At 42.5% G+C, this 21,465-nt stretch carries 18 protein-coding genes; all 18 read left to right on the top strand.

Going from position 1 to position 21,465, the window contains the following annotated elements; translation table 11 throughout:
• Positions 1 to 55 precede the first annotated feature (55 nt).
• The 18 genes from yfmF to miaA all read left to right on the top strand — a co-directional run bounded on the left by yfmF (position 56) and on the right by miaA (position 21,435).
• A complete protein-coding gene (yfmF, locus tag MKX62_RS00160) occupies positions 56 to 1,330 on the top strand; it encodes an EF-P 5-aminopentanol modification-associated protein YfmF (protein WP_187045360.1) in 1,275 nt (424 codons plus the stop codon).
• Positions 1,331 to 1,332: 2 nt separating this feature from the next.
• Entirely contained in the window at positions 1,333 to 2,631 is a 1,299-nt protein-coding gene (gene yfmH, locus MKX62_RS00155) for an EF-P 5-aminopentanol modification-associated protein YfmH (RefSeq protein ID WP_067214010.1), read from the top strand.
• On the top strand, positions 2,628 to 3,362 hold the full coding sequence (gene ymfI / locus MKX62_RS00150) for an elongation factor P 5-aminopentanone reductase (protein WP_067211097.1): 735 nt from the start codon (positions 2,628 to 2,630) through the stop codon (positions 3,360 to 3,362). The genes yfmH and ymfI overlap by 4 nt, the downstream gene beginning before the upstream one ends.
• A 285-nt stretch (positions 3,363 to 3,647) precedes the next feature.
• Positions 3,648 to 4,445, top strand: a complete 798-nt coding sequence (locus tag MKX62_RS00145; RefSeq protein WP_067211096.1) for a DUF3388 domain-containing protein — start codon at positions 3,648 to 3,650, stop codon at positions 4,443 to 4,445.
• A 16-nt stretch (positions 4,446 to 4,461) separates the two neighbouring features.
• Entirely contained in the window at positions 4,462 to 5,328 is an 867-nt protein-coding gene (locus MKX62_RS00140) for a helix-turn-helix domain-containing protein (protein ID WP_340740382.1), read from the top strand.
• Between the two features lie 50 nt (positions 5,329 to 5,378).
• A complete protein-coding gene (gene pgsA / locus MKX62_RS00135) occupies positions 5,379 to 5,957 on the top strand; it encodes a CDP-diacylglycerol--glycerol-3-phosphate 3-phosphatidyltransferase (protein WP_067211090.1) in 579 nt (192 codons plus the stop codon).
• A 14-nt stretch (positions 5,958 to 5,971) separates the two neighbouring features.
• Positions 5,972 to 7,225: a competence/damage-inducible protein A gene (locus MKX62_RS00130; RefSeq protein WP_340740381.1), complete on the top strand. Its 1,254-nt coding sequence runs from the start codon at positions 5,972 to 5,974 to the stop codon at positions 7,223 to 7,225.
• A 176-nt stretch (positions 7,226 to 7,401) separates the two neighbouring features.
• Positions 7,402 to 8,460, top strand: a complete 1,059-nt coding sequence (recA, locus tag MKX62_RS00125) for a recombinase RecA (RefSeq protein ID WP_067211085.1) — start codon at positions 7,402 to 7,404, stop codon at positions 8,458 to 8,460.
• A gap of 246 nt (positions 8,461 to 8,706) precedes the next feature.
• Positions 8,707 to 10,266: a ribonuclease Y gene (gene rny / locus MKX62_RS00120; RefSeq protein ID WP_067211083.1), complete on the top strand. Its 1,560-nt coding sequence runs from the start codon at positions 8,707 to 8,709 to the stop codon at positions 10,264 to 10,266.
• Positions 10,267 to 10,330: 64 nt separating this feature from the next.
• Positions 10,331 to 11,128, top strand: a complete 798-nt coding sequence (locus tag MKX62_RS00115; RefSeq protein WP_067214009.1) for a TIGR00282 family metallophosphoesterase — start codon at positions 10,331 to 10,333, stop codon at positions 11,126 to 11,128.
• Positions 11,129 to 11,214: 86 nt separating this feature from the next.
• The gene (locus MKX62_RS00110) at positions 11,215 to 11,487 is read left to right on the top strand and encodes a stage V sporulation protein S (RefSeq protein WP_067211081.1); all 273 of its coding nucleotides are present in this window, start codon (positions 11,215 to 11,217) and stop codon (positions 11,485 to 11,487) included.
• A 411-nt stretch (positions 11,488 to 11,898) separates the two neighbouring features.
• Positions 11,899 to 13,440, top strand: coding sequence for a tRNA (N6-isopentenyl adenosine(37)-C2)-methylthiotransferase MiaB (gene miaB / locus MKX62_RS00105; protein WP_340740380.1), 1,542 nt, complete (start codon positions 11,899 to 11,901; stop codon positions 13,438 to 13,440).
• Positions 13,440 to 13,871, top strand: a complete 432-nt coding sequence (locus tag MKX62_RS00100; protein ID WP_067211076.1) for a RicAFT regulatory complex protein RicA family protein — start codon at positions 13,440 to 13,442, stop codon at positions 13,869 to 13,871. Before miaB ends, MKX62_RS00100 begins: the two co-directional genes overlap by 1 nt.
• Positions 13,872 to 13,994: 123 nt before the next feature.
• On the top strand, positions 13,995 to 14,561 hold the full coding sequence (gene cotE / locus MKX62_RS00095; RefSeq protein WP_231885693.1) for an outer spore coat protein CotE: 567 nt from the start codon (positions 13,995 to 13,997) through the stop codon (positions 14,559 to 14,561).
• Positions 14,562 to 14,945: 384 nt separating this feature from the next.
• Complete coding sequence (mutS, locus tag MKX62_RS00090; RefSeq protein ID WP_340740379.1) at positions 14,946 to 17,513, top strand: DNA mismatch repair protein MutS; 2,568 nt, start codon at positions 14,946 to 14,948, stop codon at positions 17,511 to 17,513.
• A gap of 5 nt (positions 17,514 to 17,518) precedes the next feature.
• Positions 17,519 to 19,342, top strand: a complete 1,824-nt coding sequence (gene mutL / locus MKX62_RS00085; RefSeq protein WP_338656809.1) for a DNA mismatch repair endonuclease MutL — start codon at positions 17,519 to 17,521, stop codon at positions 19,340 to 19,342.
• A gap of 235 nt (positions 19,343 to 19,577) precedes the next feature.
• Entirely contained in the window at positions 19,578 to 20,504 is a 927-nt protein-coding gene (locus MKX62_RS00080) for an alpha/beta fold hydrolase (RefSeq protein WP_067211071.1), read from the top strand.
• On the top strand, positions 20,488 to 21,435 hold the full coding sequence (gene miaA, locus MKX62_RS00075) for a tRNA (adenosine(37)-N6)-dimethylallyltransferase MiaA (protein ID WP_340740378.1): 948 nt from the start codon (positions 20,488 to 20,490) through the stop codon (positions 21,433 to 21,435). Before MKX62_RS00080 ends, miaA begins: the two co-directional genes overlap by 17 nt.
• Positions 21,436 to 21,465 lie beyond the last annotated feature (30 nt).

Here is a 21,465-nt window from a genome sequence, read left to right as displayed (position 1 = left end):
TGGAATGTATAGTGAAGTGAGGATTCCGCATATTAACTAAAACAGAGGTGTTTATATGTTCAAAAAAGTTGAGCTACAAGAGGGCGTCACATTATATATCCGCAAGTCAGAACAGTTCAAAACTGTCAATTTCTCGGTCAAGTGGAAAACGGCTCTTGATGAAAAGAAATCGGCTCCTCGCGCAGTATTGGCGAATATTTTAGAAGAATCTAACGGTCGATACAGGTCACAAACTGAGTTCCGCAATGCGTTAGATGAATTATACGGAACAGTATTGTACACAGATGCTGGAAAACGTGGAGAAACGCATATCGTGTCTCTATCAGCTGAATGTGTAAATGACGAATATCTATCTGAAGGTGGCGTGCTTGAAGAAGTACTAAGCTTGATCAAAACAGTCATTTTTGACCCGAATGTCGTGGACGGACAGTTCGATGAAACAGTTGTTAACCGTGAAAAAAGGTCAGTGAAAGAGCGAATTCGTTCGCTTTACGATGACAAGACACGTTATGCTCAAAAGCGTATGCTTGAATTATTACGTCCCGATAGCGCCGCATCTGCACCGTCATATGGAACGGAAGAGGATGTAGATGCACTTACATCTGCAGACCTATTTGCAGCATACGAAAGTATGCTAAACGAAGATGAAATTGATATCTACGTTGTCGGTGACATTGACGAAGATGAAATGACAGAAAAAATCAGGTCACTATTAACATTCAATAGCCGTAAAGTGCATGAACGTCAAACTGCTACACAACAAACGGCGACTCAAGAAAGGGAAGTCCGTCATGTTCGCGAAAAACAAGACATGAAACAAGGAAAACTCCATTTAGGCTTCACCACTCCAGTTACATTCCGTCACCCTGATTATGCGAAAATGCAAATGACAAACGGAGTTTTCGGCGGTTTTGCGCATAGTAAGCTTTTCATTAACGTCCGTGAAAAAGAAAGCATGGCGTATTACGCATCTAGTTCCTATTCTTCGCATTATGGACTTCTCTATGTAATGGCGGGAATTGATGCTGAACTGGAAGAAAAAGCCGTAAAACTTATTAGTGAACAACTTACTGCACTTCAACAAGGTGAAATTACAGACCTTGAAATGGAACAGACAAAAGCCTTACTTGCTAACGGTATTAAAAGTGCGTTTGATTCTGCAAGAGGACAGATTGAAGTATTTGATCAATACAAAGAGCTGGATGAAAATTTCACAGCAGATACAATCATTGCAGGCTGGGAATCCGTTACAAAAGACGATGTTAAAAATATGGCATCTGAAATTAAACTAGAAATCGTCTATCTGTTATCGGGCAAGGAGGCTAATTAATGATGAAGAATATTCACTTCGATAATTTACAGGAAACATTATATAATGAAAAACTCGACAATGGTTTGGACGTCTATATTTTACCGAAACGTGGATTTTCGAAAACATTCGTGACGTTCACGACTAAATATGGTTCAATCGACCGGACATTTATCCCGCGTGGAAAAACAGAGGAAGTGACAGTTCCTGATGGCATTGCCCATTTCCTTGAGCATAAAATGTTCGAAAAAGAAGATGGGGACGTATTCCAAAAGTTTAGTGTGCACGGTGCATCTGCCAATGCGTTTACATCATTCACACGAACTGCATATTTGTTCTCTGCTACGGATAAATTATATGACAATACTGAAATTCTTCTTGATTTTGTACAGGAGCCGTACTTCACGGAAAAGACTGTTGATAAAGAGAAGGGTATTATTGCCCAGGAAATAACGATGTATGATGATCAGCCGGATTGGCGTCTCTATTTCGGTACGATCGAAAACCTGTTTCATGAACATCCCGTGAAAATTGATATCGCTGGTACGGTCGCATCGATTCAAGATATCACGGCGGACTATTTGTATGAATGCTATGAAACGTTCTATCATCCGTCCAACATGGTGCTTTTCGTTGTAGGTGCTGTTGATCCGGAAGAGATGATGGCATTCATCAAGAAAAATCAAGATGCAAAAACATTCGATGATCCTGCAGAAATTGTACGTAGTTTCCCTACTGAAAAGGATACCGCAGCAATCACTGAGCGGAAGCTTGCAATGGACGTATCGAAGCCGAAATTGAATATTGGTATGAAATGTACTAATACAGATATTGATGGAGAAGAGATGCTCATTCAGGAACTTTCAGCGGGTCTAGTTCTGGATATCCTGTTTGGCAGATCATCCGAATTCTATACAGAAACGTATAATGATGGACTTATTGATGAGTCGTTTTCTTATGATTTTACAATGGAGAATGGCTTCGGTTTCGCAATGATTGGTTCTGATACAGACCAGCCGGAACAACTCGAAAAAGCAATCCGAACAACTGTGAAAAACACCGTTGAAACATGGCCAATCACGGACTTGGAACTTAATCGAATGAGGAAAAAGAAAATTGGTCAATTCATGCGTTCTTTGAATTCTCCGGAGTTTATCGCCAACCAGTTTACTCGCTATACGTTTAACAACATGAATTTGTTCGATGTTGTTCCAACACTTGAGAAATTAACGCTCGAAAACTTGAAAGATGCATTCCAAACGTTTTCGGATGAAAGCGGTTATACGGTCTATTCAATTGTTCCAGCTGATAAGGCAGAATGACGGAACAGAAATACTGCGTTGTACTTGGTGCATCAGGTGGAATAGGCGATGCGATTAGTCGAACATTAGCGGCTGCAGGCTGGTCGCTATTCCTTCATTACAATGAAAATGCTGCACATGCTACTCTTTTGAAGCAGGAACTGAGTATGACCTATCCGCAATTGAGTTTTAAAACAGTCCAAGCAGATTTCAGTGCACAAGATGGAGCAGAATTACTCGTCCAACAAGTTCGTACTATTAGTGCTGTTGTTGTTGCAAATGGGCAATCGATGATGAAACTGTTGACGGAAACAAGCACTGAAGACATGGATGCACTATGGAAAGTCCATGTACAAAACCCCGCACGATTTATAAGTCTGGTATCTCCACAATTACGCAAGTTTGAGCAATCGTACGTTGTCATGATTGGCTCGATATGGGGTAATACGGGGGCGGCAGGAGAAGTGATGTACTCCGCTGTGAAGGGGGCGCAACACGCATTTGTGAAAGCATACGCGAAAGAAGCCGCCTTTTCAGGAATACGCGTCAACGCTGTGGCACCTGGGTGGATAGAAACGCGAATGAATAGTGACATACCATTAGATGAACGACAGATGGTTATCGATGAAATACCACTTATGAGTTCCGGGACACCAGCACATGTCGCTGAAGCAGTTAATTTCCTGTTAAGCGGCAAGGCGGATTATATGACAGGTGAAATTATGAAAGTGAACGGCGGCTGGTATATTTAACTTAATTCAGTTTAAGCCTCCGGTGATAGCACGAATTTTGAAGTGCGTGGAAAGGCAACAAGGGGGGATGTAGTTCAATCCCTCCCCGTAGCATACCTGCATCATGGAGGCATGCAAGCGCAATTCAAAATTTGTACGCAATGTAATTGATTGGGGAAGGGGATTAAAACAATCCCCTTTTTCCTTTTCATAATGCATTTAATCAGCTATCATAGAACTATATTACTTCTTGTGCGTCATATAGTAGTGCGTGTTCAAAAAAAAGGACAAAGGAGTGTGTGTCTGATGGGTGAATGGTATCTTGAATATGAAATTCAGGTTAACCGGCCTGGCCTTCTGGGTGATATTTCGTCGTTGCTCGGAATGTTGCGCGTGAACATTGTTACAATTAATGGTGTTGATGGCGGACATCGTGGAATGCTGCTACGAACTGACAACGACGACCAGATAGCGCGTTTTGAACAAATCGCCGAGACGATGGAAACGATTCATGTAATAAAAATCCGTGAGCCAAAGTTGCGCGATATTCTAGCGGTCAGGCACGGACGTTATATACAGCGTGATGCAGACGAAAGGAAAACGTTCCGTTTCCTTCGAAATGACCTTGGGATTCTTGTTGATTTCATGGCTGAAATATTCAAACAGGAAGGCCATAAATTGATTGGTGTTCGCGGGATGCCACGAGTAGGGAAGACGGAATCAGTCGTAGCGGCAAGTGTTTGTGCTAATAAAAAGTGGATATTCCTTTCGTCGACGATGATTAAGCAAACGTTGCGGAAAAACTTAGCGGGCGATGAGTTTTCAAAAGATAATATTTTCATCTTGGACGGTATCGTTACGCGTAAGGCGGAGGACGAACGTCACATGCAACTTGTCAGGGAAATGATGCGAATGCCCTCTATAAAAGTTGTGGAGCATCCGGATATGTTTGTTCAGCATTCGGAATACAGTATTGAAGACTTTGATTATATTATTGAATTAAGAACAGAACCAGATCAAGAAATTACATATGAAATGATGGAAAAAAACCATATGATGTCCGACCATGGAATAACGGATGGATCGGGTTTATTCAACTTCTGATAGGCAGGTGTTTTTGGTGACCGGATTAGGTGATCGTCTCAAGCAGGCGAGAATGGCTAAAGGATTTACATTGGATGATTTACAGTCAATAACGAAAATACAGAAACGGTACCTCTCCGGTATCGAAAATGAAGATTACAGCATGATGCCTGGATCTTTTTATGTACGGGCATTCATCAAACAATATGCAGAGGCAGTAGGTCTAGATTCTGATGAAATGCTATCTATGTATAAAAATACGTCTCCTGAAGTGCCATCCGAGGAAGAGGCGGGTCAGCGTGCTTCGTCGACATTGACACGTAAAAGAGGTTTAAGAAATAATGATCAGTTAAATGAAATGATGCCGAAAATCATCGTCGCTTTATTTATTATAGTTATCGTGGTTGTTATTTGGACCCTCTATCAAGGGTCATCTGGCAAGAAAGATGATGTGAATGGCGTCGAAACGAATCAACCGGTAATAATGGAAAATAGTAAACCAACTCCTCCTAAGAAAGACACGGAAAAAGTAGAAGAAAAGCCTGTGGAGGAAGAGGTAGAACCGGAAAAACCGGAACAGACTTTAGCTTTTGAAAGCGCAAGCGGAGAAACATCAGTGTACGGACTAACTGGAGCAGAATCGTTCAAACTTGAAATCCGTTTAACCGGGGGATCTTGGATTGGTGTAAAAGATAATTCCGGAAAAGAATGGATGACACCTGCACGTATTATGGTAGCAGGGGAATCGATTGAATTTGATGTGACGGCTACCGAATCTGTACGAATCCGTGTTGGGCGTCCTAAGTCTACAGAAATATATGTCAACGGTGTGTTACTTGAATACGGTGTGCCACCACAGGATACTGTTCCACAAAATATTATGATTGAATACAAGAAAGAGTAATAGTCATCTACTTTAGATGACTATTTTCTTTGAAAGGAAAGGTGTATTTTATGAATTTGCCAAACAAAATAACCGTATCACGCGTTCTGCTCATTCCAGTTTTTATGGTTTTCATGCTAGTTGATTTTAAATTGGGCACTATAACTATCGCTGGTACAGAAATGATGAAAGAACATTTAATCGGTGGACTTATTTTTATTATTGCATCTATAACAGATTGGCTTGATGGGTATATCGCTCGGAAAAATAATCTTGTTACCAATATGGGGAAATTTTTGGATCCGCTGGCGGACAAATTGCTTGTTTCTGCTGCTTTGATCATACTTGTTGAACTTGGAATAGCACCGTCATGGATTGTCATCATTATTATTAGCCGGGAATTCGCTGTGACGGGTCTTAGGCTTATCCTTGCAGGCGGCGGGGAAGTCGTAGCGGCCAACCAGCTCGGGAAAATTAAAACGGTGGCACAAATCTTAGCCATTACTTCGCTGTTGTTGAATAATATATTTTTCGAGTCGATTGGTGTACCATTCGGTGTCATCATGCTTTACATCGCGCTCTTCTTTACAATTTGGTCAGGTTTCGATTACTTCTATAAAAACAGACGTGTACTGGTTGATTCAATGTAAGGGGATGAGTAGCTATGAAGGCAGAAATTATTGCAATTGGCTCAGAGTTATTACTTGGACAAATTACGAATACGAACGCTAAATTCATTTCGTTAAAACTCGCAGAAATTGGTATCGATGTTCATTATCAGACGGTTGTGGGCGACAACCCGGATCGTTTGGATGAAGTGATTGAAATTGCAATGAAACGTGCAGATATTCTAATCTTTACAGGCGGACTTGGACCGACGAAAGATGACATGACAAAAGAAACCATCGTGAAACATATCGGTACAACATTAGTCAGCGACGACGAGGCACTTCTTTATATTCAGCAATATTTCGAACGTAGCGGTAGGGTTATGACGGAGAATAATAAGAAACAGGCACTAGTGTTTAAAGGCGCGAAAGTCTTAGCAAACCGAAAAGGAATGGCACCCGGAATGGCTGTTGAAAAGGATGAAGTACGCTATATCCTTCTCCCAGGTCCACCGCATGAAATGGAGCCGATGTTTACGGATGAGGCGATTCCTTATTTGTTAGGTGTTACTGGCAAACAGGAAGTTATCACATCGCGAGTTCTGAAGTTTTACGGTATTGGGGAGGCGGAGCTTGAACACCGGATTCAATCTATTTTGGAAAAACAAACGAATCCGACAGTTGCTCCGCTGGCAACAGCTGACGCGGTCACATTGCGCCTCACTGCAAAAGCAAAAACGACCGATGCAGCGTTGAAGCTGATTGCGCCTATAGAAGAGGAGATACGTTTACTAGTTGGAGACTACATCTACGGAACTGATGATGATACATTGGCATCCAAAGCTGCAGAACTTCTCATTCGAAACGGTTGGACAATAGCTGCTGCGGAAAGTCTGACGGCAGGTCTATTTATGGCAGAACTGGCCGGTGAACCAGGGATTAGTTCGTCACTAGAAGGTGGCATTGTCGTCTACAATGAGAAATCGAAAGTAGAACAACTTGGTATTGAGCAGTCCCTACTTGCGGAGTATGGTGTCGTCAGTGCAGAATGCGCGGCTGCCCTTGCGGAAAACGTGAAACGAACGTTCAAATCGGATATTGGAATTGGTTTAACAGGTGCGGCTGGCCCAGATCCACATGATGGGAAGCCAGTCGGCACTGTGTGGATTGGTATCGCTTCTACGAATGCAGAGACAGAGACATTTAAGTTGTTACTATCGGGTTCAAGAAACGCAAACCGTCTCAGAGCAGCAAGATTTGCGCTCTATTATCTGATTAAACACCTAACTACAAAAGAAGGCCAAAGTTAAGATTTAAGCCGTTTTCTCAATTAAAAATGTTAAACACCCAGGTATTCTCACTTATATATTTAATTCGAGAAAATTAATCGAATAAATGTTCGCTTTTTGATTGAGTATTTCTCATTAAAGGAGTATACTAGAGGTAGTAAGAAAAACAGAAACATTACCTTGAGGGAGGAAATAAATTGAGCGATCGTAAAGCCGCCTTAGAAATGGCGTTAAAACAAATAGAAAAGCAGTTTGGTAAAGGATCTATTATGAAACTGGGTGAAAAAACAAACCTGGAAGTTGAAACTTCTTCTACGGGCTCCCTTGCTCTTGATGCTGCACTCGGCATAGGCGGATATCCACGCGGCCGTGTCATTGAAATATACGGACCTGAAAGTTCTGGTAAAACGACTGTTGCCCTTCATGCCATTGCAGAAGTACAAGCAGCTGGAGGAACTGCTGCATTCATCGATGCTGAACATGCGCTCGATCCGATTTATGCGCGTAAGTTAGGCGTTAATATCGATGAATTATTACTTTCTCAGCCTGACACGGGAGAGCAAGCGCTTGAAATCGCTGAAGCGCTTGTACGAAGCGGGGCAGTTGATATTTTTGTCGTGGACTCCGTTGCTGCGCTTGTACCTAAAGCAGAGATTGAAGGCGAGATGGGAGATTCGCATATCGGGTTACAAGCCCGTCTTATGTCACAAGCATTGCGTAAACTTTCCGGCGCCATTAATAAGTCAAACACAATCGCGATATTCATTAACCAAATCCGTGAAAAAGTCGGCGTTATGTTCGGAAGCCCTGAAGTAACTCCAGGCGGGCGCGCATTGAAATTCTACTCTTCAGTACGCCTAGATGTAAGACGTGGAGAAGCGATTAAACAAGGCAATGACATAGTGGGAAATAAAACACGAATCCGCGTTGTGAAAAATAAAGTTGCACCTCCGTTTAAAACAGCGGAAGTTGATATTATGTACGGAGAAGGAATTTCCCGAGAAGGAGAAATTATCGACCTTGGTGCCGAAGCCGAAGTTGTCCAGAAGAGTGGATCTTGGTATTCCTATGAAGGAGAACGACTCGGACAGGGACGAGAGAATTCGAAACAATTCTTGAAAGAAAACCCGGATATCCGTTCGGAAATCGCCAACAAAATTCGTGAATCATATGGACTTGCAAGCTCAAACTATGTGATTGGTGCTCATGAAGTAGACGAAGACGAAGAGTTGGAACTGCTACTTGGTGAAGAATAAGTTAGACAAAAAGCCGATTCGTCCTCTTAGTAGGGCGTGATCGGTTTTTATATATTCTCCGAAAAAACTATTATTATTCCAAGAATAATGTGTCTCAAAGACCTGTGTATCCTTGACATGTCAAATTTACATAGATACAATTAGAATTGTATAATTTCATTCCATTGAAATGAATTTGGCAGTATGTTGTACGTTGATATATGAGCCGACTGAAAATGAAAAGAATAGCAAGAGGAGGTGACCTGGATGTCATTAGGATTGATTATCTCCGCTTTGCTCGGTCTGCTCGTTGGTGCCGTTGTTACCTATTTCTTTAATAAGAAAGTGAACGATTCAAAAGTGAGTGGTGCCAAATTTACGGCAGAACAAATCGTCGAAGAGGCGAAGCGTGAAGCGGATGCTCTTAAAAAAGAGGCACTACTAGAAGCGAAGGATGAAACTCACAAACTGAGAATTGAAGCGGAATCAGAGATCCGTGAACGAAGGGCGGAACTGCAAAAACAAGAAAGCCGTCTTTTGCAACGGGAAGAAAATCATGACCGTAAAGATGAAGCTCTCAATAAAAGAGACGCAGGTCTGGAGCGCAAAGAAGAAGCGCTTACCGGAAGACAACAGCATATCGAACAGATGGAACAAAAAGCGGAAGAACTTGTTTCGGTTCAGAAAACTGAACTTGAAAAGATATCATCACTGACACGTGATGAGGCGAAAAGGCTCATCCTTAGTGAAGTGGAGAAAGAACTTGCTACAGATATCGCTGTAATGACAAAAGAGTCAGAGCAACGAGCAAAAGAGGAATCGGATAAAAAATCGCGTGAAATCCTTTCCATCGCTTTACAACGTTTTGCAGCAGACCACGTTGCTGAAACGACTGTGTCGGTAGTTAATCTACCGAACGATGAAATGAAGGGCCGTATTATCGGTCGTGAAGGACGTAATATCCGAACACTCGAAACGTTGACAGGAATTGACCTAATAATCGACGATACTCCAGAAGCGGTCATCTTGTCAGGCTTTGATCCGGTACGTCGGGAAACTGCACGACTTGCATTAGAGAAACTTGTACAAGATGGACGAATTCACCCAGCACGCATTGAAGAGATGGTTGATAAATCGAGACGTGAAGTGGATGAACTCATCCGCGAAACTGGAGAACAGACAACTTTCGATATTGGCATTCATAATCTACACCCAGATCTTATTAAAATCATCGGAAGATTGCGTTTCCGCACAAGTTATGGCCAAAACGTCTTGAAGCATTCAACAGAAGTTGCTTATCTAGCAGGTTTATTGGCGGCAGAACTTGGAGAAGATGTTACGCTTGCACGACGTGCTGGACTCCTTCATGATATCGGAAAAGCGATTGACCATGAAGTAGAAGGAAGTCACGTTGAAATTGGTGTTGAACTTGCAACGAAATACAAAGAACATCCTGTTGTTATTAACAGTATCGCATCCCATCATGGGGATACTGAAGCGACATCAGTCATTGCCGTATTGGTTGCAGCAGCAGATGCATTATCCGCTGCAAGACCAGGAGCGCGCAGTGAAACGCTTGAAAATTATATCCGCAGACTGAAAAAACTTGAAGAGATTTCTGAATCGTACGACGGTGTGGAGAAATCATTTGCCATCCAGGCAGGACGCGAAGTTCGAATTATTGTCCGCCCAGACCAAATCGATGATATAACAGCCCATCGTCTAGCACGAGATATCCGGAAACGGATTGAAGAAGAGCTCGATTATCCAGGACATATTAAAGTAACGGTCATCCGTGAGACACGGGCGGTCGAATACGCAAAATAAAGAAAAGGGGGTTTCCGTGCATTTCGGTCCGGGAGCCTCTTTTTCTATTGGGAGAGATTATTTTATGAGAGTATTATTTATAGGTGATATTGTAGGATCGCTAGGACGAGATATGGTATTTGACTATTTACCACGACTCAAAAGGAAGTATAACCCTGATGTTATTATTGCGAACGGGGAAAATGCAGCAGCCGGGAGAGGAATCACAAAAGCGATATTCGATGACCTGCTCCGTGCTGGAGTAGATGTTGTAACAATGGGTAATCATACATGGGACCAAAAAGAGATTTACGATTTTATCGATGATACAGATTACCTTATCCGTCCTGCGAACTTTTCAGATGAAGCACCTGGTAAAGGGATGACGACAATTTCACGTAATGGTGTGACATTATCTATCATCAATTTGCATGGCCGGACATTTTTACCTCCGCACGGCGATCCGTTTGAAAAGGCAGAGGAATTGGTAGCGGAAGCAAGAGAGATTTCTCCGCTTGTCTTCGTTGATTTCCACGCCGAAGCGACAAGTGAAAAAATCGCAATGGGTTGGCATCTTGATGGGAAGGCATCTGTTGTTGTAGGAACGCATACGCATGTCCAAACAGCGGATGACCGCATTCTGCCAGGTGGAACAGCCTATTTAACTGACGCCGGCATGACTGGCCCTTACGATGAAATCCTGGGTATGAAAAAAGAAGACGTCATCTATCGTTTCCGTACGAATTTACCAGTTCGTTTTGAAGTTCCTAAATCAGGACGTACCCAATTGAACGGACTTTTTGCAGTATTAGATGATGAAACAGGAAAAGCTATCAGAGTTGAACGTGTTGCCATCAATGCTGACCGTACATTCAAAGGCTGACATGCGTCTAAACATCACCTCCGAATCATAGGATGGTTTATGGAGATTTCCGATCCATAGACACCGAAAAATAAGGAGGAATCATGTTGAACCCATTGAAAGTATCATCTCGCTCGAATCCGAATTCTGTTGCAGGAGCACTCGTTGCAGTTATCCGGGACCAGGGATACGCAGAAATGCAGGCAGTAGGTGCTGGTGCCTTAAATCAGGCAATAAAGGCAATTGCAATTGCACGTGGATTCGTCGCTCCAAGTGGCGGAGATCTCATCTGTGCACCCGCTTTCACTGATATCGAGATTAACGGTGAAGGACGTACAGCATTGAAATTACTTGTTGAAAAACGACAGCGTAATATGTAAATTAGAAAGAGTCAAGACCACAGGATAAGTTAATTTCCTGTGGTCTTTTAGTTGTATCACGAGAGAAAGTTCTTTTTTTGAAGATAAGACTAAGTTTTTAGCTTTGAATGGTGTCTAGGCTTCAGGCGCCAGACGCTCGGAGGCTAACAGGATGTGAGTCACGCAGCTGTTGCCGCAGGACGCGGCGCACTTAGGCTGGGTTCCTTGAAAGCCAGCCCAGCTATGCGGCAAAGAACGCCGCTTCGCCGTTCCGTCTTATGCCTGTCGCGTCTAAAACGGCGCCTTCCGCTTTTCATAACTGTGACAAACAACCGACAAAGCTTTGACTTCTTGTACAGGTGGTCAACAATTAAGTATAATGAAATCATACGTTAAAATTCCCAAGGCTTTGTATGAAAGGGGACAAGTTAAATGAACGAGGAACAGCGATTGAATGAAGGACTAGTGAAGCCGAAACTAGCAAAAACTGCTGACAAGGACTATAGCCACTATTTTCAGACAGCCTACGCACCGCCTTCTTTGAAAGACGCTAAAAAACGTGGCAAAGAAGAAATCGCTTACTACGATAACTTTGAAATTGACGAGCGTTTCCGTGAAATGGGGGCGAATCGGAAGTTTTATATACGGACATATGGTTGCCAAATGAATGAACATGACACAGAAGTGATTGCTGGTATTTTAATAGGCCTTGGATATGAACCGACAGACACCGTTGAGGATGCGAATGTCGTGTTGCTCAATACATGTGCCATTCGTGAAAATGCCGAAAACAAAGTGTTTGGGGAGCTAGGTCATTTACAATCGTTGAAAAGAAGAAATCCTGACGTCTTAATCGGTGTATGTGGTTGTATGTCGCAAGAAGAATCAGTTGTGAATAAAATTCTTAAAAAGTATGATCAGGTTGATATGATTTTCGGAACACATAACATCCACAGGTTACCCCATATTTTAAATGAGGCCTATTTATCAAAAGAAATGGTCATAGAAGTGTGGTCAAAAGAAGGTGATATTATTGAGAACCTTCCAAAAGTCCGTCACGGAAACATTAAGGCTTGGGTCAACATTATGTATGGCTGCGACAAGTTTTGTACGTATTGCATCGTGCCATACACGAGGGGCAAGGAACGAAGCAGACGTCCGCAAGATATTATCCAGGAAGTACGGCAGTTAGCGGCAGAGGGCTATAAGGAAATTACATTGCTTGGTCAGAACGTTAATGCGTACGGAAAAGATTTTGACGAGACGAGTTATCGTTTTGGCGATTTAATGGATGATTTAAGCAAAATCGACATACCGAGAATCCGTTTCACAACTAGCCATCCCCGTGATTTCGATGACCATCTAATCGAAGTGCTGGCGAAGGGCGGCAATCTAGTCGATCATATTCACCTTCCCGTTCAATCGGGTTCCAGCGACATTTTGAAAATTATGGCGCGAAAATATTCGCGTGAACATTATCTTGAGCTCGTGGGGAAAATTAAAAAAGCGATACCGAACGTTACATTAACGACGGATATTATCGTTGGATTCCCGAATGAAACGGACGAGCAATTCGAAGAGACAGTATCCTTGTACAGGGAAGTTGGTTTCGATATTGCTTACACGTACATTTATTCGCCACGGGATGGCACGCCGGCTGCAAAAATGGCTGACAATATTCCGATGGACGTGAAAAAAGAGCGTTTACAGCGATTAAATAAAGTCGTCAATGAATTATCCGCAGAAGCGATGAAACCTTACAAAGGTAAAATCGTTGAGGTACTTGTTGAAGGCGAAAGTAAGCGTAATCCGGAAGTTCTCGCTGGATATACGGAGAAGAGCAAACTCGTCAATTTCAAAGCACCCCAATCTGTAATTGGTAAAATAGTTAATGTGAAAATAATAGAGGCCAAAACATGGTCACTCGACGGTGAGTTTATCGGCGTAGTAGAAAAGGAAAAGGTGATGTCATAATGGAAAAGTTATATTCGAAAGATGAAATTATCGCAAAAGCACGCGAGATCGCAGTAATGATTGCGAACACAGAACAAGTGGAGTTTTTCAAGCGGGCAGAAGAGCAAATTAATGAAAATCAAAAAATCCGTGAAAACATTGCAAGTCTAAAATCATTGCAAAAGCAGGCAGTCAATTTCCAACAGTACGGAAAAGAAAGAGCGTTGGGTATCATTGAAGGTAAAATCGAAAAAATCCAAGGTGATATTGACGAAGTTCCTATTGTTCAGGAATTTAAACAATCACAAGGCGAAGTGAATGATTTACTTCAACTTGTATCGAACACAATCGCAAACACTGTCACAGATGAAATCATCAAAGCGACAGATGGCGATGTAAGACGTGGAGAAACGGGTTCTTATATAAAAAATACGACATATGAAAAACTATAAGTAAGTATACCAATCGGTGGGAAAATATTTCCTGCCGATTTTTCTCACTCTCTGGGCTTCTGTTGCATAAGATGGATTGAAGCGAATGGAGGAGGAATCGAACTGAAAAATTTACGTCAGATCGTGACGAAGACGGTTATTGCCAAGGGGAAGAAGCGGACTGAGACGACTGTGACACTGAAGCCGCCAAATAGTCCGACGAGTATACTCGGATGTTGGGTCATCAACCATACACATCAGGCGAAAAAGGTCGGTAAATTCATCGAAGTTACCGGTAAGTTCGACGTCAATGTTTGGTATTCCCATCAAGAACATTCAAAGACATCTGTGTTTACAGAGTCAATTCCTTACAAGGACCGGATTCGTTTGCATTATCGAGACGAACCGACATCTGGGCATGAAGAAGTCATCGTTGATGTTATCCAGCATCCGAACTGTACAGAAGCGGTTATTTCGGAATGTGGTGAGAAGTTCTGTATTACGATCGAACGAGAATTGATGGCAGAAGTTGTTGGCGAAACAAAAGTCTGTATTACGGTACATCCACAAAGTTTTGAAGAGGAATGGTCATTCCGTGATGAATCATCATCACATGATCATGACCACAGTCCAGGACATGAGCAAGCGCAAGTGCGGGGCAGTGATCAAGGGCATAGTCAGAAACAAGGTAGAGAATCATCGTCATTTTGAGAGCCGGCAAACACTACCGGCTTTTTTTCTTTTTGATGGATTCCGTGGGTGTGCAGGTACGCACCCTTCATAGCCGAAGTTTATGATGATAAATGTGTAGTTGAGATTAGAATCGTGAAGTTGCCATTAGAAATGCAAAGTTGAGATTAGAGCGGTGAAGTTGCGGTTAGAATCGTAAAGTTGCAATTAGAACGGTGGAGTTGCAGTTAGAATCGAAATGTTGCCATTTGAATTACGAAGTTGCAATTACACAAATACCGGACTCTTCGTTGTCCGGTATTTGCTTAGATTTTTGAAGACCGTAAAAATCACGCAGAACTTGGGCTCTTCGTTGCCCAAGTTTGTTATAATAATAAAAAATAGAATTTGTAGCGAGGTTAAAAAATGACAACACACACACCAATGATCCAACAATATTTAAAAGTGAAATCGGAACATAAAGATGCCTTTCTGTTTTTTAGATTAGGCGATTTCTATGAACTGTTTTTCACGGATGCGGAAGAAGCATCTCAAATTCTTGAAATTACATTAACCAGTCGGGATTCTGGGAGTCGAGATCGGATTCCGATGTGCGGTGTACCCTATCATGCGGCTGCAGGTTATATAGAAACGCTCGTACGTAAAGGGCATAAAGTGGCTATTTGTGAGCAGACGGAAGATCCAAAAGAAGCAAAAGGCATCGTCAAAAGGGAAGTCGTTAAAATCATTACCCCTGGTACGATGACTGAAGGAAAAACAATTGATGCGAACACGAATCATTTCATCGGATCGGCTGACATTATTGATGGCAATAAGTATGCACTCGCATATCTTGACCTAGCAACTGGTGAAGGTAAAGTGGAGTCTGTGGAAGGCGACGAGCGGACGCTGATTGCCGAAATCGAGGCACTGGGTATGAAAGAAGTCGTTGTCGATGAAGGACTGCATCTCGCTCTCAGTGATAGCATGGCGAAACGCAGTATTGTATTGTCCATCGAGTATGGCGAGGAACAGTTCGAAATGGAGAATCTTTTTGGTGCAATTCCGAACGAGGTCAAGGAAGCATGTAGCATGCTTGTATCTTATGTTAGGCGCACACAGAAAACGGCACTCGATCATATACGTCCATTCGAATTTATCCAGAAACAAACGAAACTATCCATTGATGCCAATTCAATGCGTAATCTGGAACTCATCCAATCAATTCGCAATGGTAGCAAGGATGGCACGCTTTACTGGTTGCTTGACGAGACTGTTACAGCGATGGGCGCCCGTAAATTAAAAATGTGGATTCATCAGCCATTAGCTGAGAAAAGAGCCATTGAAAATCGACTGGATGCAGTAACTGAACTTATTGAAGAGTTTTTTCTGCGGGATGAATTGAAGACAAGCCTAAAAGAAGTATACGATTTAGAGAGACTCGCTGGGCGAATTTCAATGGGAAGTGCGAGTGGAAGGGATCTTGCACAACTTCGTAACTCACTCCGTCGTGTCCCAAACATCAAAAAAGCACTTCATGAATCAGAAAGACCGTTACTAAATCAGTTTTCCGAACGAATTGACGGTTGCGAAGAAGCGCTACACATTCTTGAACTAGCAATTGCTGAAAATCCGCCACTATCCGTTAAAGAAGGCGGCATCATCAAGGATGGCTACGATGAAAAACTTGACCAATACCGTGATGCTTCAAAAAATGGTAAGGCGTGGCTTGCAGAACTTGAACGCGAGGAACGCGAGCGGACAGGCATTAAATCGTTAAAAATAGGATACAACAGAATATTCGGCTATTATATAGAGATTACGAAATCCAATATCCACCTTGCCGATTTGGAACGATATGAAAGAAAGCAGACGCTTGCGAATGCTGAACGTTACATAACTCCTGAGCTAAAAGAGAAGGAAGATCTTATCCTCAATGCGGAAGCGGGAGGACTAGAGCTAGAGTATCAGTTATTCAGTAAGGTTCGGGATTCCATGAAAACACATATTAGGCATATTCAGCATCTTGCAAGTGTCTTAAGCGAACTGGATGTCCTTCTTTCATTCGCAGCGGTTTCGGAAAAGCGTAACTACGTAAAACCAGTATTTCACGTTGGAAAAGCATTGGAAATCAAGAACGGGCGTCATCCGGTCGTTGAAAAGATGATTGACCATTCTCTTTATGTTCCTAATAACTGCAAATTGACTGATGAAGCGAATATGTTGCTTATCACGGGACCAAATATGTCCGGTAAAAGTACATACATGCGGCAAGTAGCGCTCATTGTCGTGATGGCGCAGATTGGCTGCTACGTACCTTGCGATCAGGCGTCACTTCCTGTTACCGATCAAATATTCACAAGAATTGGTGCAGCGGATGACCTAGCTTCAGGACAAAGTACGTTTATGATGGAAATGATGGAATCTCAATTCGCAATCGCAAATGCAACTGCACAAAGTCTTCTCCTTTTTGATGAAATCGGACGCGGTACTTCAACATATGATGGTATGGCATTAGCGCAGGCGATGATGGAACATATTCACAATGAAATTGGAGCGAATACACTGTTTTCTACCCATTATCATGAGCTGACCAATTTAGATAATGAACTATCTCGACTTGAAAATGTTCATGTCGCTGCAATGGAACAGGATGGAAAAGTCGTCTTTCTCCATAAAGTGATGGCGGGGCCGGCTGATAAAAGTTACGGAATTTACGTTGCGGATCTTGCAGGTCTACCCGAATCGCTTCTCAACCGAGCAAAAACATTACTCACTACATTTGAAAATGTGGAAAAACGAACGGTTCATGAAGATGAACCAACGCAATTGAACTTTTTTGATATTCAACACGATGAGCAGGTTACCTTGTCGGCAGAAGAGCAAGATGTGCTGACTAATCTGAACGATGCTGATCTACTTAATATGACACCGTTCCAGGCACTGCAATACATCCATGAATTGAAAGAAAAGCTCAGACCTAAGAAAGGGTGAGACCGATAGACATCATCAAAGTGATGGACGATACGCTGTCCAATAAAATCGCTGCGGGCGAAGTCGTCGAACGTCCTGCTTCCATCGTGAAAGAGCTCGTTGAAAATGCGATTGATGCAGAAAGTACTGTGATTGAAATTGGACTTGAGGAAGCCGGTCTACTGACAATTCGTGTAACAGATAACGGCAATGGCATGTCTAAAAAAGATGCTGTTCAAGCGTTTGAGCGGCATGCAACAAGTAAGATATCAAATGACCATGATTTATTCCGAATTCGTACGCTTGGGTTCCGGGGAGAAGCACTTGCGAGTATTGCATCCGTGTCCAAGATAATTATGTGGACTTCTGACGGAGAAACAGAAGGCACAGAAGTCCAAATTGACGGAGGTCGACTTGTCAAACATGATAATGCGGCATTCCGCAAAGGAACGGACATTACTGTTTCTCAATTGTTTTTCAATACGCCTGCACGCCTAAAATATATGAAAACAATTCAAACAGAACTGGGCCATACAATCGATCTCGTCAATCGACTTGCACTAAGCCATCCTACAATTGCGTTTAAACTCTCGCATTACAGTCAAGTACTATTGCAGACAGCGGGAAGCGGAGATCAACGCCGTGTACTTTCAGATATCTACGGTATAGCTGTCGCCCGTAAAATGGTGAGCTTCGCGGGTGAGAATGCGGATTACAAAGTTTCGGGTCATGTAACATTGCCCGAAATGACACGTGCGTCAAGAAACTATATGACGTTAATCGTCAATGGCAGATGGGTGAAGAGCAATGCGATCAATCATGCAATTCTAGATGCATTCCATACGTATTTGCCGATTGGACGCTCTCCAATCTCGGTTATCAACGTTGAAGGGGATCCCTATTTGACAGACGTCAATGTGCATCCTTCCAAACAACATATCCGCATGAGTAAAGAGGGCGAGTTACTGGCGCTCATTAAAGAATCTATTCAGAAGGCTATTCGGAAAAACACAATCGTTCCTGACGCTATAAAAAAAGAACCTGCCAAGAAAAATCAATCTGAACAAGTAAATATGTGGAATCAATTCCGAACAGAAAGGCCAACAACAGTGGCAGCACCGTCAGTACCGTCAATGCAACCACTAGAAAAACCAACGTACGATTCTTATGATCTTCCTGAAAATGATCCCGTTGAACAAACGCCTTGGATGGTCAATGAACCGCAGATTGCCCTAGAAGAAGTTGAACAACAAGAAGTAGATAAAAAATTCCCGGCTCTAGCGCCAGTAGGGCAGGTTCATGGTACCTATATTGTTGCGCAAAATGAAGACGGTTTCTTCATGATTGACCAGCATGCAGCCCAAGAACGAATAAAGTATGAGTTTTTTAGGGATAAATTGAGTGAGACGGATAATGAAGAACGTCAAATGTTACTAATTCCTCTTATGTTCCATTACTCAGCAGACGAGAAAACGAAAATTGAGGAAAACATGAGTATGTTGCAGGAAGTCGGTATCTTCCTAGAGGAGTTTGGACCTTCTTCCTATGCGGTAAAAGAATATCCATCTTGGTTTCCAACAGGAGAAGAGACGGTTATCATCGAAGATATTATTGAGCAAGTGTTGACTACACGAAAAATTGATATCGGTAAATTGCGTGAAGAAGCAGCCATTATGATGAGTTGTAAACGCTCCATCAAAGCAAATCACCATTTGACACTAGCAGATATGGAAAGGCTGTTGAATGATCTATCTGCAGTCGACAATCCATTTACTTGTCCACATGGCAGGCCAGTGCTTATCCATTTCACGACGTATGAACTGGAAAAAATGTTCAAACGAGTGATGTAGTAAGCAGATTGAGGAAGTATATATTCGTACTACCTGTGTAATCGTGCTGAATGCATGTACACGTGGATTGTTTGAGTCGCTAGCCCAAGGATTCGAAACTTAGCGTCAGAGACCTCTAACCGGTCTACAGAGGTAATTTGCATTACTAAATGTTGTGGAAACGTGACTGGTACTTGATATTCCCTATCAAAATGTTCATATTTATTGAGACAAAAGCGAAGGACGGTGCATTCCAATGAGAGAAGCGACACTTGAAATGTCAGATGGTTTTTTAATTCATGCCATCGTGATGAAACCAGAAGGTAATCCGATTGGACATATCCATCTTCTTCACGGCATGTCCGAACATATTGGCAGATATGTAGAATTTGCATACTATCTCGTGGAGAAAGGATATATCGTATCTGGTCACGACCACCGGGGACATGGCAAGACGGCTAAAATGAACGGAATAAAAGGGCATTTTGCCGATGAGGACGGATTTGACCACGTTGTTCAGGATGCTTTCGAAGTCATTTCGAAACTTCGGGAGCAGTATCCATCCCCGCGTTTCGTTCTGTTCGGTCATAGTATGGGATCGTTCGTCGCGCGGAGATATGTCCAACTCCATGGCAGTGAAGTTGATCTGGCAATATTTTCAGGGACAGGCGGAGACCCTGGTGCAAGCCGCTTCGCAGGGCAGGCAGTTGCTTATCTGCACGGCAAGAAAAACGGTTTTGATCAGCCAGATAATTTCCTAAACAAACTCGTTTTTGGTGGTTTCAATAAGTCGGTTCATCAACCGAAAACGCCATTTGACTGGCTTTCTACCGATACTGAAGCTGTTGAGAAATATTTGATTGACCCCGCTTGTGGAGTAGTCCCAACCACACGTTTTTTTGCGGATTTATTCAAAGGACTTGGAGAAATCCATGACATAGATGAAATAAATAAAATCCCTAAAAAACTTCCTATTATCCTTTTTTCAGGGAGTGAAGATCCGGTAGGTGACAGTGGAAAAGGGGTTTGGAGTGTAGCAAAGCAATACAATAAGGCGGGCCTAGAAGATGTTACGGTACTTTTGTTCGAAGGTGGCAGGCATGAAATGCTCCATGAAAAGAACCGTCAACACGTATTCAAAACCGTTTATGACTGGATTGAAAAAAATGAGCAAATATCCTGAAGTAATCGCAATCGTCGGACCAACAGCATCTGGAAAGACGTCGTTAAGTGTTGAACTTGCCAAAAAAATTGGCGGGGAAGTCATTAATGGTGATGCGATGCAAGTATACAAAGGGCTTGATATCGGGACAGCCAAAATCACAGAAGAAGAGATGAATGGCATCCCGCATCATTTATTCGATGTAAAAGAACCGAATGAACCTTTTTCTGTTGCAGAGTACCAAACGGATGTACGAAAGTGGATAAAAGATATACAGGGCCGTGGAAAAACTCCAATCATCGTAGGTGGTACCGGATTATACATTCAATCCGTACTGTTCGATTTCCGTTTTACAGAAGAAGCGGCGGATCTAGAAGTAAGGAAACGCTTGGAGCAGGAACTTGCTGAAAAAGGGGCCGCATATCTGTATGAAAAACTGGTTGAGCTTGACCCGGTGAGTGCTGAAAAAATTCACCCGAATAATCATCGCCGGCTTGTTCGAGCGCTTGAAATCATTGAAGTGACAGGTAAAACAAAGGAAGATCATGAAGACGACGCAGGACACGCATCTCTTTATGACCATCTCATTGTTGGTCTTGAAATGGACCGGGATGTGCTCTATGAACGGATTGGTCTCCGTGTCGACATAATGATGGAGAAAGGTCTTCTAGAGGAAGCGAAACGATTATGGGATGAAGAAATTCGTGGCGTACAATCTGTACAAGCGATTGGCTATAAAGAACTTCATCAATATATTGAAGAGAAGTTGTTACTAGACGGCGCTGTTGAATTAATTAAAAAAAATACGCGTAACTACGCAAAACGGCAAATGACCTATTTCCGCAACAAACTGGACATCAGCTGGTTCGATGCAGAATTGGGAACTACTGAAATTATAAATAGAATTTTGGCAATCTTGAAGGGTTTCGATAATCTGGGTCGAATAAAGTAAGTGGAGCACTAGAAATATAGCTATGACAAC

This window comes from Sporosarcina sp. FSL K6-5500 (assembly GCF_038005665.1).
Classification (GTDB): Bacteria; Bacillota; Bacilli; order Bacillales_A; family Planococcaceae; genus Sporosarcina; species Sporosarcina psychrophila.
Note: the sequence above shows the minus strand (reverse complement) of the source record. Positions and strands in the feature narration are given on the sequence as shown.

Bases quoted from the DNA above. Each gene is read 5' to 3' on its own strand.
- yfmF (WP_187045360.1), top strand. From the start codon at position 56: ATGTTCAAAAAAGTTGAGCTACAAGAGGGCGTCACATTATATATCCGC.
- yfmH (WP_067214010.1), top strand. From the start codon at position 1,333: ATGAAGAATATTCACTTCGATAATTTACAGGAAACATTATATAATGAA.
- ymfI (WP_067211097.1), top strand. From the start codon at position 2,628: ATGACGGAACAGAAATACTGCGTTGTACTTGGTGCATCAGGTGGAATA.
- MKX62_RS00145 (WP_067211096.1), top strand. From the start codon at position 3,648: ATGGGTGAATGGTATCTTGAATATGAAATTCAGGTTAACCGGCCTGGC.
- pgsA (WP_067211090.1), top strand. From the start codon at position 5,379: ATGAATTTGCCAAACAAAATAACCGTATCACGCGTTCTGCTCATTCCA.
- MKX62_RS00130 (WP_340740381.1), top strand. From the start codon at position 5,972: ATGAAGGCAGAAATTATTGCAATTGGCTCAGAGTTATTACTTGGACAA.
- rny (WP_067211083.1), top strand. From the start codon at position 8,707: ATGTCATTAGGATTGATTATCTCCGCTTTGCTCGGTCTGCTCGTTGGT.
- MKX62_RS00115 (WP_067214009.1), top strand. From the start codon at position 10,331: ATGAGAGTATTATTTATAGGTGATATTGTAGGATCGCTAGGACGAGAT.
- miaB (WP_340740380.1), top strand. From the start codon at position 11,899: ATGAACGAGGAACAGCGATTGAATGAAGGACTAGTGAAGCCGAAACTA.
- MKX62_RS00100 (WP_067211076.1), top strand. From the start codon at position 13,440: ATGGAAAAGTTATATTCGAAAGATGAAATTATCGCAAAAGCACGCGAG.
- mutS (WP_340740379.1), top strand. From the start codon at position 14,946: ATGACAACACACACACCAATGATCCAACAATATTTAAAAGTGAAATCG.
- MKX62_RS00080 (WP_067211071.1), top strand. From the start codon at position 19,578: ATGAGAGAAGCGACACTTGAAATGTCAGATGGTTTTTTAATTCATGCC.
- miaA (WP_340740378.1), top strand. From the start codon at position 20,488: ATGAGCAAATATCCTGAAGTAATCGCAATCGTCGGACCAACAGCATCT.